We start from the raw sequence: 13,163 nt of genomic DNA, 5'->3' as shown, positions 1-13,163 counted from the left end.
GCACGATGCTACGGCGGTCCGGACCCGTCCCGGCTCCGGGTGCGTTGGGTAACGCGTCGCCAGGTGCGCTCCCAGGACGTTCTAACGGGGTGGGAGCGCCAGTCAGGGGGCGTTACCCGGTCTGGACGGAGGCGGATGCGGCGATGTCGGTGCGGTGCTGCGCACCGTCGAAGTCGATCAGGCCGACGCCCGAGTACGCCGCGGCGCGGGCTGTGGCCAGATCGGCGCCGGTGCCCACGACCGCCAGCACGCGACCGCCGGCGGTGACCAGGTGGCCGCCGCTCTCGGCAGTCCCGGCGTGGATCACGTGGACGCCTTCGAGGGCCTCGGCCTCGTCGACCCCGAGGATGACGTCGCCCTTGGTGGCCGACTCCGGGTAGCCGCGACTGGCCATGACGACCGCGACCGCGGCGCCGTCGCGGAACACCGGGGCCGGCACGTCGGCGAGAGTGCCGGTCGCCGCGGCGTGCAGCAGCGGTGACAGGGGCGAGTCGAGCAGTGCGAGCAGCGGCTGGGTCTCGGGATCGCCGAAACGGGCGTTGAACTCGATGACCCGTACCCCCCGCGACGTGAGCGCCAGCCCGGCGTACAGAAGCCCGGAGAACGGTGTGCCGCGTCGGGCGAGCTCGTCGACGGTCGGCTGCAGCACGTCGCGCACCACGTCCTCGACCAGCCCGTCGGGAGCCCACGGCAGCGGCGTGTAGGCACCCATGCCTCCGGTGTTGGGGCCTCGGTCGCCGTCGAAGATCCGCTTGAAGTCCTGCGCCGGCTGCAGCGGGTAGACCGTCGCGCCGTCCGCCTCGTTCCAACCGCAGAGCGCGAAGAGCGAGACCTCGGGGCCGTCGAGGTACTCCTCGATCACGACCCGGTCGCACCTGCCCGCGTGGGTCAGCGCAAGGTCCCGGTCGTCGGTCACCACGACGCCCTTGCCCGCGGCGAGGCCGTCGTCCTTCACGACGTACGGCGAGCCGAGCTCGTCGAGCGCAGCGGCCGCCTCCGCGTCGGTCGTGCACACCACGGCCCGCGCGGTCGGCACGCCGGCCGCCGCCATCACGTCCTTCGCGAACGCCTTGGACCCCTCGAGCATGGCGGCGTCGCGGCTCGGCCCGAAGCACACGATGCCGCGGGCCCGCACCGCATCGGCGACGCCCGCCACGAGCGGCGCCTCCGGTCCGACCACGACCAGGTCGATGTCGAGCCGCTCGGCGAGCGCGGCGACCGCCTCGCCGTCCATCGGGTCGACGTCGTGGAGGGTCGCCACGGTGGCGATCCCGGGATTGCCAGGCGCTGCGTGCACCTCGGCCACGCCGGGGTCGTGTGCCAGAGCGCGGGCCAGCGCGTGCTCGCGACCGCCGGTGCCGATGACGAGAGTCCTCACGACCAGCGATGCTAGCGCCGTGACCGGTTCAGACCTCTCGCGGCTCGTCCCCGCTCACGTGAGCGACATTTGTGGAAGCGCTTCCACATTGTTATCCAAGGATCTTGACAGGGATATGTGACCGCTGTCACGGTTCAGAGCAAGCGGTGGTGGAAGCGCTCTCACACCTGTTCCACCATCCCGCCGGAGAGCCGGCGGCCGAGCAGACACAGGAGACACGGTGCACAACTTGGTCCGATCAACCCAGCGGGGGCGGCTGGCCCTCGGCGTCCTCACGGCGCTCTTACTCGCAGTCCTGACCGCGTGCGGCGGTGACGACGGCGGGTCGGGCGACGCGGACGGCACGACGACCGTCACGGTCGCCACCTTCAACGAGTTCGGCTACGAGGAGCTCATCTCGGAGTGGAACGCCGAGCACGACGACATCAAGATCGAGCAGGTCAAGGTCGGTACGTGGGACGACGCCAAGGCCAACCTCTACACCAAGCTCGCCGCCGGGTCGGGACTCTCCGACATCGAGGCGATCGAGGGCGACGCGATGCCTGCGATCCTGGCCGAGGCCGACGCCTTCGTCGACCTCACCGACGCCGAGCTCGACGGCCGCTGGCTCGACTGGGTCGCCGAGAAGGCCACCAACTCCGAGGGTCAGATGATCGGGTACGCCACCGACATCGGGCCCGAGGGCATCTGCTACCGCGCCGACCTGTTCAAGAAGGCAGGCCTGCCGACAGACCGTGCCGAGGTGGCCGGCCTGATGGGCACGTGGGACGAGTACTTCGCCCTGGGTGAGGACTTCGTGAAGAAGGTCCCCGACACCGCGTGGTACGACTCATCCGTCGGGCTGTCCCAGGCGATGCTCAACCAGGTCGAGAACCCGTTCGAGACCGACGACAACACGGTCGCGGTCGACAACCCCGAGCTGAAGGCGGTCTTCGACACCGTCACCGGCAACATCGCCAAGGGCCTCTCGACCAGGCTCCCGCAGTGGAGTGACGACTGGACCTCGTCGTTCCAGAACGACGGCTTCGCGACTATGGCCTGCCCCGGCTGGATGCTGGGCGTGGTCGAGGGCAACGCCGACGGCGTCAAGGGCTGGGACTTCGCCGACGTCTTCCCGGGCGGCGGCGGCAACTGGGGCGGGTCCTTCCTGACGGTCCCGGCCCAGGGTGACAACATCGAGGAGGCCAAGCAGGTCGCGGCCTGGCTGACCGCGCCGGAGCAGCAGGCGAAGGCGTTCGCGGCCAAGGGAACCTTCCCGAGCCAGGTGGAGGCGCTCGACTCACCGGAGATCACCGGTGCCAGCAACGCCTTCTTCAACGACGCCCCGATCGGCGAGATCCTCGCCAACCGCGCCGAAGCGGTGACGGTCCAGCCCTACAAGGGCCCGAAGTACTCCGACATCCTGCAGGCGTTCCAGGCATCGATCCTCCGGGTCGACGACGGCTCACAGGAGCCGGAGGAGTCCTGGAACCAGTTCCTCGCGGATGTCGAGGCCCTGGGCTGATCACCCTTCTCGAATGAGCGAAGTCATGAAGGTCGACGGCGGGGACACCGATACTCCTCGGATGTCCCCGCCGTCGATCCCCTCCACCCCAGCCCCCTCCGCCGTCCCGGTGCGACCCGGCCTGCGCCAGCGGCTGGCCGCCTGGGACGTGCGGTTCTCGCCGTACCTCTACATCTCCCCCTTCTTCGTCCTGTTCGCAGTGGTCGGGCTGTTCCCGCTGGCGTACACGGCGTACGTCTCGGTGCACGACTGGAGCCTGCTGGGCGGTCAGGGCGAGTTCGTCGGGCTGGAGAACTACCGCGAGGTGGTCGACAACCCGTACTTCGTCAAGCAGCTGGTCAACACGGTCAGCATCTTCCTGCTCTCGTCGGTGCCCCAGGTCGTGATCGCTGTGACCCTTGCGGCGCTGCTCGACAACCAGCTGCGCGGTCGGACCTGGTGGCGGATGAGCATCCTGCTGCCCTTCGTCGTCTCGCCGGTCGCGGTCGCGATCATCTTCGGCAACCTGTTCGGCGACCGTTACGGCCTGTTCAACGAGATGCTCGGCGTCATCGGGATCGACGCGATCCCGTGGCACACCGACCGGCTCGCCAGCCACGTCGCGATCGCGACCATGGTCAACTGGCGCTGGACCGGCTACAACGCCCTGATCTTCCTGGCCGCGATGCAGGCCGTCCCGCGGGACCTCTACGAGTCCGCCGAGCTCGACGGGGCCGGTCGGGTCCGTCAGTTCCTGAGCGTCACGCTGCCGATGATCCGGCCCACGATGGTGTTCGTCATCATCACCTCCACCATCGGCGGACTGCAGATCTTCGCCGAGCCGCGGCTCTTCGACGAGACCACGGCCCGCAACGGCGGCAGCGACCGCCAGTTCGGCACGATCACGATGCTGGTCTACGACTTCGGGTGGCAGCTGCGCGACCTCGGTCGGGCATCGGCGACGGCCTGGATGCTGTTCGTGCTGATCTGCCTGTTCGCGGCACTCAACTACGTCGCGATCCGACGGCTGGGCCGGCTGGGGGGTGTCGACCGATGAGCCGGCGTCCGGGCTTCCTCGTCTACGGCCTGTTGCTTGCGTTCGTCCTGGGCTCCGCCGCGCCGCTCTACTGGTCGTTCCTGCTCGGCTCCCACACCGCGCAGGTCGCGGCCCAGGGCGTCCCACCGCTGCTGCCCGGCGGCCACTTCCTCGACAACGCGCAACGGGTGCTCGACACCGTGCCGTTCTGGAAGGCCCTCGGCAACAGCATCCTCGTGTCGTCGGTGACCGCTGCATCCGTCGTCTTCTTCTGCACCCTGGCCGGCTACGCCTTCGCGAAGCTCCGGTTCCGCGGCAGCGTCCCGCTGATGGTCTTCGTCATCGCCACCATGGCGGTCCCGACCCAGCTCGGTGTGGTGCCGCTCTTCATCCTGATGTCGGAGTTCGGGTGGACCGGTTCCATCTGGGCAGTCGTCATCCCGTGGCTGGTGACCGCGTTCGGCGTGTTCTTCATGCGGCAGTACCTCGTCGACGCGGTCCCGGACGAACTGCTCGAGGCCGCCCGGATGGACGGCTGCTCGCAGATCCGGGTGTTCTGGCATGTCGCCGCCCCGGCCGCGCGACCGGCCGCCGCGATCCTCTGGCTGTTCACGTTCATGCAGGTCTGGACCGACTTCTTCTGGCCGCTGATCGCACTGCCGCACGAGAACCCGACCATCCAGGTCGCGCTCAACCAGCTGCAGAGCGGCTTCTTCAAGGACTACAGCCTGGTGCTCGCGGGTACCACGCTCGCCACGATCCCGCTGCTCGTCCTGTTCATCGTCGCCGGACGCCAGCTGGTGTCCGGCATCATGCAAGGAGCCGTCAAGGGATGACCACGACACTGCCCGCCTCGGCCGAAGCCGCACCTGGTCCGCTCGCGTTCCCACCCGACTTCCGGTGGGGAGTCGCCACCGCGTCGTACCAGATCGAGGGTGCAGCGGCCGAGGACGGCCGGACCCCGTCGATCTGGGACACGTTCTCCCGGGTGCCCGGCGCCGTCGTGGGCGGCGACACCGGCGACGTGGCGTGCGACCACTACCACCGGATGGCCGACGACGTGCGGTTGATGGCCGGCCTCGGCGTCGGTTGGTACCGCTTCTCGGTGGCCTGGCCGCGGGTCCGGCCCGACGGTGGCGCACCGAACCCGGCCGGGATCGGCTTCTACGACCGGCTCGTCGACGAGCTGCTCACCCACGACGTGTCGCCGTGGCTGACGCTCTACCACTGGGACCTCCCGCAGGCACTGGAGGACGCCGGCGGCTGGACCGTGCGCGACACGGCCGACCGCTTCGTCGAGTACGCCGTGACGCTGCACGAGGCGCTCGGCGACCGGGTCCCGGTGTGGACGACGCTCAACGAGCCGTGGTGCTCGGCGTTCCTCGGCTACACGTCCGGCCGGCACGCGCCGGGCCGGCAGGAAGGAGCCGCCGGGCTGCGGGCCGCCCACCACCTGCTCCTGGCGCACGGGCTCGCGGCCACCGAGCTGCGCGCCCGAGGGGCCGACACGCTCGGGGTCACGCTCAACTTCACGGTGGCCGACCCCGCCGACCCCGAGGATCCCGCCGACGTGGACGCCGCGCGCCGGGTCGACGCGCTCCACAACCGGATGTTCCTGGAGCCGATCCGGCACGGGGAGTACCCCGCCGACCTGCTGGCCGACACGGAGCACCTCGGCTGGACCGAGGTGGTCCGCGACGGCGACCTGGCCGCGATCTCCGCGACACCGATCGACGTGCTGGGCGTGAACTACTACCACGGTGACTCCGTCTCGGCGCGGCCCGCAGCCGACCCTGGGGGGCCGAGCCCGTTCCCGGGGCTCGACCGGCTCTCGATGCCGCTGCGCGACCTGCCTCGGACCGCCATGGGCTGGGAGGTCCAGCCCGAGGGTCTGACCCGGCTGCTGCTGCGGCTGCACGACGAGCACCCGGGACTGCCGCTGGTGGTGACCGAGAACGGCGCGGCGTACGACGACGAGGTGGGACCCGACGGGGAGGTCGACGACCCCGAGCGCCTGGCCTACCTCGACGCGCACCTGCGCGCGGTGCATGCCGCGCGCGCCGGCGGGGCCGACGTCCGCGGCTACTTCGCATGGTCGTTCCTCGACAACTTCGAGTGGGCCGAGGGGTACGCGAAGCGCTTCGGGATCGTCCACGTCGACTACGACACCCAGGTGCGCACGCCCAAGTCGAGCGCCCGTTGGTTCTCCGACGTCGCTCGGACCGGTCGGCTGCCGGATCGGAGCCAGTAGCGTGACCGCGATGGATCCACCCCGCCGCACCAACGGCTCCCCGACCCTCGACGAGGTCGCCCGAGTCGCCGGGGTCTCCCGCGCCACTGCGTCGCGTGCGGTCAACGGCGGGCCCCGGGTCAGCGAGCACGCCCGCCGCGCGGTGGAGGAGGCGGTCCGCACCCTCGGCTACGTCCCGAACCGGGCGGCCCGGACGCTGGTCACCCGCCGCACCGACTCGGTCGCGGTCGTCGTACCGGAGCCCGACGAGCGGGTCTTCAGCGACCCGTTCTTCGCGAGCACGCTGCGCGCGGTGACCCGGGTCCTCGGCGAGCGGGAGGTGCAGCTCGTGCTGCTGCTCGCGCAGCCGGGCGCGGAGGAGACCCGGATGCTCCGCTACCTCTCCAACGGTCACGTCGACGGTGCCCTCGTGGTGTCCCACCACCGCGACGACCGGCTGGCGGAGCTGTTGCCGCAGATCGGGGTGCCGTGCGTGTTCGGTGGCCGGCCGTGGAGCGGCAGCGAGCGGGTGCCCTACGTCGACGTGGACAACGTGGCCGGTGGCCGGGAGGCGACCGAGTACCTGGTACGTCGCGGCTGCCGGAGGATCGGGACGATCGCCGGTCCGGCCGACATGACCGCCGCGACCGACCGGCTCACCGGCTGGGCGCAGGCGTTGCACACGGCCGGGCTGTCGGCCGACGCGGTGGTTCACGGCGACTTCACCGAGGAGGGCGGCAGGCTGGCGGCCTCGGACCTGCTCGAGCAGCACCCCGACCTCGACGGCCTGGTCGTGGCGTCCGACCTGATGGCACGCGGCGCGCTCCGCGTCGCGGCCGAACACGGCCGGCGGGTGCCGGACGACCTCGCGGTCATCGGCTACGACGACCTCGGTGTCGCGGAGCGGACCGATCCGGCGCTGACGACGATGAAGAACCCGATCGGGGAGATGGCCGAGCGCGCGACGCGACTGCTGCTGGACCGGATCGACGGCCGCGAGAGCGGCGGTCCCTACCGCCTGATCATCCCCACGCAGCTGGTGATCCGCCAGTCGGCGTGAGCCGTCACGACGTACGCCGGCGCACCGACTCGGTGTAGGCGCCGCGGCGGTAGCGCAGGATCGGGTCGTTCGGCAGCTTGATGCCGTCGACGGTGCGGGTGGGGTCGAACACGGTCGGTGCGCCTCCGGCCTCGGGGTCGTCGGCCTCCGCGGTCACCACGAGCCGCCCCACGAGCAGCTCACGGGCGCCTCGCCACGACGTGGTGACGTCGTCCGGGTCATGGCCCTCCCCCGCGACCTGCACCCAGACCTCGTGGACGACCGGTCCGCGGGCCAGCCGGGCCGCGATCTCCTCGGCGAGCCGGTCCCGACCCTCGAACGTCTCCGGCAGCCGATCCGCCTGCGTGGCGGTCGGCCGGAACTGGTAGCGCACCCAGGTCCGCCGGCCGTGCTCGTCCAGCCACCCGTAGGCGTGCAGCGGGTGGAACGCTGCCTCGGCGAAGCTGTGGTGGGGTTTCACCCCGGCCAGGCCGCGGACCAGAGCCGGCACCAGCCGAGGATGACGCAGCAGGAACAGGGGGAGGGTCAGCTGCTTCACCGATGCCTCGGCGATCCGGACGAACTCCTCCGGGTCCTGCGTCGGGAACGAGGGCGACGTCTGGCCCAACAGGTCGAACGGCTGCCCGTCGTCTCCCGCGAGCTTCACCGCCATGCCACGGATGTCGGGCGAGGTGTCCTTCGTCCGGCCGTTGCCCGACGCGGTCGACCACCGCACCAGCACCGGCCGGGTCCTGCCGTCGAGGTGACCGGCCCGACAGAGCACCGCAGCCTCGGGCGTCGCGGTGAACGTGCCGGAGTAGAACCGGCCCTTGGCGTGCAGGGTCCGGTAGCCCGGCGGCCCTCCGAACGCCGCGCGCAGCCGGTCGATCGCCTCCTCGGGCTCCACGGAATGACTGTAGTGGCGCTCTCAGTCGTGGACGACCAGCGTCTGCTCCCGACCCGGGCCGACGCCGACTCCCCAGATCCGGGTGCCGCTCATCTCCTCGAGGGCCTGGACGTACCGCTGGGCGTTGACCGGCAGCTGGTCGAAGCTGCGGCACTCGGAGATGTCCTCCCACCAACCGTCGAGGTGCTCGTACACGGGGGTGGCTCGCGCGAACTCGCTCTGGGTCATCGGCATCTCGTCGTGCCTGACCCCGTCGACGTCGTACGCGACGCAGACCGGCACCCTCTCCCAGCTCGAGAGCACGTCCAGCTTGGTGAGGAACAGGTCGGTGAGGCCGTTGACGCGGGTGGCGTAACGGGCGATCACCGCGTCATACCAGCCGCAGCGGCGGTCGCGGCCGGTCGAGACGCCGACCTCGCCGCCCACTTTCCAGAGCTTCTCGCCGTCGGCGTCGAAGAGCTCGGTCGGGAACGGACCGGACCCCACGCGGGTGGTGTAGGCCTTGATCACACCGATCACGCGGTCGATCCGGGTGGGCCCGACCCCGGCGCCGATGCACACGCCGCCCGCCACCGGGTTCGAGGAGGTGACGAACGGATAGGTGCCGTGGTCGACGTCGAGCATCGTCGCCTGGGCGCCCTCGAAGAGCACGGTCCGGCCGTCGTCGAGCGCGCGGTTCAGCAGCAGCGTCGTGTCCTGCACCATCGGCCGCAGCCGCTCGACGTACGAGAGCAGCTCTTCGACGACTGCGTCGCGATCGACCGCCCGCCGGTTGTACACCTTGGCCAGCACGTGGTTCTTCAGGTCGAGGGCGCCCTCGACCTTGTCCCGCAGCAGCGCTTCGTCGAAGAGGTCGGCGATCCTGATGCCGAGCCGGTTGACCTTGTCGGCGTACGTCGGGCCGATGCCCCGGCCGGTGGTGCCGATCTTGTTCTTGCCGAGGAAGCGCTCGGTGACCTTGTCCACGGTGACGTGGTACGGCGCGATGACGTGCGCGTTCGAGGAGACGACCAGCCGGTCCTCGACGCCGTCGACGCCTCGGGCCAGCAGACCGTCGATCTCGTGGAAGAGCGCTTCGGGCGAGACCACCACGCCGTTGCCGATCACAGAGGTCGCCCCCGGGGTCAGGATGCCGGAGGGCAGCAGGTGAGTCGCATACTTCTCGCCGTTCACCACGATCGTGTGGCCGGCGTTGTGCCCGCCGCTGGTGCGGACGACGAAGTCGATGGTGTCGGTCGTGGCAAGGAGGTCGGTCGCCTTGCCCTTGCCTTCGTCACCCCACTGGGCGCCGAGGACGATGATGGCCGGCATCGCTGGCCCACTTTCCGGTTCGGGAGTGCTGCGAAACGCGAGAGCCCCGGGCGGCAACAACCGCTCCAAGGCTCTTGCCGCCGCAGGCTACCAAAGCAGACCCCTCGGCCCCGTGGGCACTGCCTGGCGTCGCGCTTGCGTGACTTGTCCGTTCAAGCGGGGAAACGTGCACGGGTCGTCTATGGTCGCCGCGTGGAGTCCTGCCTGGTCATCACCAACGAGGGCGCCGGCACCGCCGACCAGGAATCTCTGGACCGGGCCGTCGCGGTCCTCAGCGACCGCAGCTCGATCGAGGTGGTCTCCACGTCCAACCCCGGTGAGCTGGACGGTGTGCTGCACCGCGCGGGCACCCGCCGGATCGTGGTCGCCGGTGGGGACGGCAGCCTGCACGCGGTGGTCGCCGCGCTCCACCGCCGCAACGAGCTCGCCGACCACGTGCTCGGGCTGATCCCGCTCGGCACGGGAAACGACTTCGCCCGCTGCATGGACGTCCCGCTCGACCCCGAGGAGGCCGCCCGGCTCGTGATCGACGGCGAGGTCCGGCCGGTCGACCTGCTGGTCGACGAGCTGGGCGGGATCGTCGTGAACAACGTCCACGTCGGCGCGGGGGCGCAGGCCAGCCGGCGCGGTCACCGGTGGAAGCATCGGCTCGGCTCGGTCGGGGTGGGCAGGGTCAATCTCGGCAAGCTGGGATACCCGATCGGAGCGTTGCTGGCGGCCTTCCACCCGCCGCAGCTGCGGCTGCGGGTCGAGGTGGACGGCAAGGTCGTGGTCGACTTCGACGACCCGGTGCTGATGGTCGCGGCGGGCAACGGCACCAGCGTCGGAGGTGGGACGGAGCTGACCCCGGAGGCAGACCCCGAGGACGGCAAGGTCGACGTGATGATCTCCCGGGCGGTGGGGCCGGTCGCGAAGTTCGTGTACGTCGCTCACCTGTCCCGCTCCCGACACCACGAGCGGGACGACGTCACGTACCTGCGCGGGTCCCGGGTCACCGTCTCCGGTGAGGAGTTCTACTGCTCGGCCGACGGGGAGATCATCGGTCCGGAGCGTCACCGCAGCTGGCGGGTCCTGCCTGCGGCGTACTCGATGGCGCTGCCGTAGGCCTTCCTCACAGCCACCCGCGGCGGGCCGCCTCGACGCCGGCCTGGAACCGCGAGTCGGCACCGAGGTCTGCCATCAGGTCCGCGACGCGGCGGCGGACGGTTCGCAGGCTCAGGCCGAGGGTGCGTGCGATCTGTTCGTCCCTGGCCCCCCTGGCGAGCTGCTGCAGCAGGAACCGGTCGCGCTCGGCTCGGTCCGTGCTGGGGCGACCGGCCTCGGGCAGCGGGCTGGCGCGCTCCCACAGCAGCTCGAACCACAGTGTCAGCGCCTGCACGAGGCCGGGCTGTCGCACCAGGGAACGTGGTTCGTCGACGAAGCCGAGCGGCTCGGGCAGCACGACGTGGGTCGTGCCGATGATGAACATCCGCGTCGGCAGCTCCGGGAGCAGCCGGACGTGCTCCCCCACCGAGGCACGCAGCTCGAGCGTCTCGCGCGAGTCCGCCCACGACCGCGCGGGGTAGATCGCCCGGGACGAGCGACCCTGCTCGATGACCTGGCCGACCACCGCCGCCATCGCCTGCTCTCGTTTGGTGCCGAGGTCGTCCGGGCGCAGCCAGCACAGGTCACCCGCGCTCTCGGTGATCAGCGCCCGCAACAACGGGACGGGGTTCCCGCCGGAGCTGATCTCTCCGTCGATCGGCCGCACGTCGAGCACGTCCCCCGGCCGCGGGCGAGCTGCCGGCGCAGCCAGGTGCGGTAGCGCGCGGGCGACCTCCTCCAGCCGCGTGTTGGCCAGTGCCGCTGCGGCGGCCGTCTCGCGCAGCAGGAGTGCCACCGCCTCGGGCGGGGTGGCGACGTGGATGCGCGCGTCCTCGATCCGGATGATCCCGGCCTCGACCAGGCCGCGGACGTCGTGCAGCAGCTGCTCCGGCGTGCGGAGCAGCGAGTCGGCGACCGACACCAGCTCGCGGCCCGACTGCGCGAGCAGCCGGTGGTAGTCACGTTCGACCCGCTTGCTGAACCCCAGCGCGGTGATGACGGACGGTGACTGGATGACGGGCATCGTGGCATGATAGTGCCAGCGGCAGTTGTTCTCCGGTGGCACGGTCCTGTCACTGGCAGACTGTGCCCCGCACGCGCCGCGCGGCACCACGCCGCTGTGTCGACCTGGGGCGGGGGAACAGGTCGAGCGACCGCGGCGAAGGCGCCGGACTGCAGAGTCCGGCGCCTTTCGCGTCGGCCCCCTCCGGTAGCGTTGGCGCGCCCCCCACCACGCCCGACCACCAGCCCGCCAGGAGCCGACGACCGATGGCACGAGGCCAGCAAGGGCCCCCGACCGACTGGGTCACGAGGGCCGCCGACGACGCGCTCCGCCACGCCCGCGACGGTGAGACGGTGACCTGCTCGTCGGGCGCGTCGCCGTCCGGTCCGGTACACCTCGGCAACCTGCGCGAGTTCCTCACGGTGCACTTCGTGGCCGACGAGCTCGCGCGCCGCGGCGTACCGGCCCGTCACCTCCACGTGTGGGACGACTACGACCGTTTCCGGAAGGTCCCGGCCGGGGTCGACCAGTCGTGGGCGGAGCACATCGGGCGGCCGCTCAGCGAGGTCCCCGACCCGTGGGACTGCCATTCCTCCTGGGCCGAGCACTTCAAGGAGCCGTTGCGCACGGCCCTCCACGAGCTCGGCGTCGACATGGAGGAGGTGTCGCAGACCGAGCGGTACCGCGCCGGCGTCTACCGCGAACAGATCCTTCGCGCGGTGTCGCACCGCGACGACATCGAGGCGGTGCTGGCGAGGCACCGCACCAAGGCGCCCGACCCCGACGACGCCGCCGCCGTCGACGACCTGGCTCGGTTCCCGTTCAAGGCCTACTGCCGACAGTGTGGTCGCGACACGACGACCCCCTCGTCGTACGACGACGAGACGACCGACCTCGCCTACACCTGCTCCTCGTGCGGGTTCTCCGGCGTCACCAACCTCACCACGCAGGACGAGGGCAAGCTGGTGTGGAAGGTCGACTGGCCGATGCGATGGGCGTTCGAGCACGTCGACTTCGAGCCGGCCGGCATGGACCATGCGACGCCGGGGTCGTCGTTCACCGTGGGACACGAGCTGGTGGAGTCGGTGTTCGGGATGCCGCGACCAGCCTGGTTCGGCTACGGCTTCGTCGGGTTCGCGGGGGTCCAGAAGATGTCATCGTCGGCCGGCGGCGCACCGACCGCCGCGGACGCGCTGCGGGTGCTCGAGGCGCCGATCCTGCGGTGGCTCTACGTGCGCCGCAACCCGCGACAGGCCTTCGACATCGACTTCGGCCCCGAGGTCGTCCGGCTGTACGACGAGTGGGACGCCCTCGGTCGCAAGGCCGCCTCGGGCAAGCGGGACGGCGCCGTCCTCGCGCACGAGCGGGCGTCGGCGACCGCGAGCGCCGGGCAGCTGCCGACGTCCCCGGTGACCGTGCCCTTCCGGGTGCTGTCGTCGGTGGCCGACGTGACGGCCGGCTCGTCCGCCCTGATCAGCAGGGTCGTCCGCGACGTCGGGTACCCGCACGACTCGGTCGACGACCTGCAGCCGCGGCTGGCCAAGGCGATGCAGTGGATGGAGGAGTTCGTCCCGGCGTCCGAGCGGACCACGGTCCGCACCACCCCCGACGCCGCGGCCCTGTCGGCGCTCGGCCCGCAGGAATCGGAGTGGCTGCGGCTGCTCCTGACCGGACTCCCCGAGGGCGAGCTCGA

General features: G+C 71.0%; 11 protein-coding genes. 7 read left to right on the top strand and 4 right to left on the bottom strand.

The features are described from left to right. Nucleotides 1–112: 112 nt before the first annotated feature. Nucleotides 113–1,378 (bottom strand): phosphoribosylamine--glycine ligase, encoded by a 1,266-nt coding sequence (gene purD / locus VFZ39_RS01640; protein WP_330863978.1) that lies wholly within the window; start codon nt 1,376–1,378, stop codon nt 113–115. Between the two features lie 220 nt (nt 1,379–1,598). Between purD and VFZ39_RS01635 the strand changes: the two genes are divergently transcribed. The 5 genes from VFZ39_RS01635 to VFZ39_RS01615 are packed head-to-tail and all read left to right on the top strand — an operon-like array spanning nt 1,599 to nt 7,187. Next, the gene (locus tag VFZ39_RS01635) at nt 1,599–2,882 is read left to right on the top strand and encodes an ABC transporter substrate-binding protein (protein ID WP_414690251.1); all 1,284 of its coding nucleotides are present in this window, start codon (nt 1,599–1,601) and stop codon (nt 2,880–2,882) included. 13 nt (nt 2,883–2,895) lie between these two features. After that, complete coding sequence (locus VFZ39_RS01630) at nt 2,896–3,918, top strand: carbohydrate ABC transporter permease (protein WP_330863976.1); 1,023 nt, start codon at nt 2,896–2,898, stop codon at nt 3,916–3,918. Beyond that, nucleotides 3,915–4,733, top strand: a complete 819-nt coding sequence (locus VFZ39_RS01625) for a carbohydrate ABC transporter permease (protein WP_330863975.1) — start codon at nt 3,915–3,917, stop codon at nt 4,731–4,733. Before VFZ39_RS01630 ends, VFZ39_RS01625 begins: the two co-directional genes overlap by 4 nt. Beyond that, on the top strand, nt 4,730–6,148 hold the full coding sequence (locus VFZ39_RS01620) for a GH1 family beta-glucosidase (protein WP_330863974.1): 1,419 nt from the start codon (nt 4,730–4,732) through the stop codon (nt 6,146–6,148). Before VFZ39_RS01625 ends, VFZ39_RS01620 begins: the two co-directional genes overlap by 4 nt. Before the next feature lie 10 nt (nt 6,149–6,158). Beyond that, entirely contained in the window at nt 6,159–7,187 is a 1,029-nt protein-coding gene (locus VFZ39_RS01615) for a LacI family DNA-binding transcriptional regulator (protein ID WP_330863973.1), read from the top strand. 4 nt (nt 7,188–7,191) lie between these two features. On the opposite strand, the gene VFZ39_RS01610 is transcribed toward VFZ39_RS01615, so the two are convergent. Both VFZ39_RS01610 and VFZ39_RS01605 read right to left on the bottom strand, forming a co-directional pair. After that, nucleotides 7,192–8,073 carry a catalase gene (locus VFZ39_RS01610; protein ID WP_330863972.1) on the bottom strand — a complete coding sequence of 294 codons (882 nt, stop codon included), beginning with the start codon at nt 8,071–8,073 and terminating at the stop codon, nt 7,192–7,194. 21 nt (nt 8,074–8,094) lie between these two features. Then, entirely contained in the window at nt 8,095–9,384 is a 1,290-nt protein-coding gene (locus VFZ39_RS01605; RefSeq protein ID WP_330863971.1) for an adenylosuccinate synthase, read from the bottom strand. Between the two features lie 192 nt (nt 9,385–9,576). On the opposite strand from VFZ39_RS01605, the gene VFZ39_RS01600 reads away from it, so the two are divergent. After that, the gene (locus VFZ39_RS01600; RefSeq protein ID WP_330863970.1) at nt 9,577–10,488 is read left to right on the top strand and encodes a diacylglycerol/lipid kinase family protein; all 912 of its coding nucleotides are present in this window, start codon (nt 9,577–9,579) and stop codon (nt 10,486–10,488) included. A 7-nt stretch (nt 10,489–10,495) separates the two neighbouring features. Here the strand turns inward: VFZ39_RS01600 and VFZ39_RS01595 are convergent, their stop codons facing one another. Beyond that, nucleotides 10,496–11,491, bottom strand: a complete 996-nt coding sequence (locus tag VFZ39_RS01595) for a helix-turn-helix transcriptional regulator (protein ID WP_330863969.1) — start codon at nt 11,489–11,491, stop codon at nt 10,496–10,498. Nucleotides 11,492–11,736: 245 nt separating this feature from the next. On the opposite strand from VFZ39_RS01595, the gene lysS reads away from it, so the two are divergent. Continuing rightward, nucleotides 11,737–13,163, top strand: a 1,427-nt coding sequence (lysS, locus tag VFZ39_RS01590; protein ID WP_330863968.1) for a lysine--tRNA ligase, incomplete at its 3' end; no start/stop codon positions are given.

The sequence above is a fragment of the Nocardioides sp. genome, assembly GCF_036374615.1.
Lineage (GTDB): Bacteria > Actinomycetota > Actinomycetes > Propionibacteriales > Nocardioidaceae > Nocardioides.
The sequence above is the reverse complement of the archived record's forward strand: the minus strand, read 5'-3'. Positions and strand labels throughout refer to the sequence as shown.

What these genes read in the sequence shown, in the direction of transcription:
- VFZ39_RS01615 (WP_330863973.1), top strand. Translation starts at nt 6,159, where the DNA reads ATGGATCCACCCCGCCGCACCAACGGCTCCCCGACCCTCGACGAGGTC.
- VFZ39_RS01625 (WP_330863975.1), top strand. Translation starts at nt 3,915, where the DNA reads ATGAGCCGGCGTCCGGGCTTCCTCGTCTACGGCCTGTTGCTTGCGTTC.
- VFZ39_RS01605 (WP_330863971.1), bottom strand. Translation starts at nt 9,384, where the DNA reads ATGCCGGCCATCATCGTCCTCGGCGCCCAGTGGGGTGACGAAGGCAAG.
- VFZ39_RS01620 (WP_330863974.1), top strand. Translation starts at nt 4,730, where the DNA reads ATGACCACGACACTGCCCGCCTCGGCCGAAGCCGCACCTGGTCCGCTC.
- VFZ39_RS01595 (WP_330863969.1), bottom strand. Translation starts at nt 11,491, where the DNA reads ATGCCCGTCATCCAGTCACCGTCCGTCATCACCGCGCTGGGGTTCAGC.
- VFZ39_RS01630 (WP_330863976.1), top strand. Translation starts at nt 2,896, where the DNA reads ATGAGCGAAGTCATGAAGGTCGACGGCGGGGACACCGATACTCCTCGG.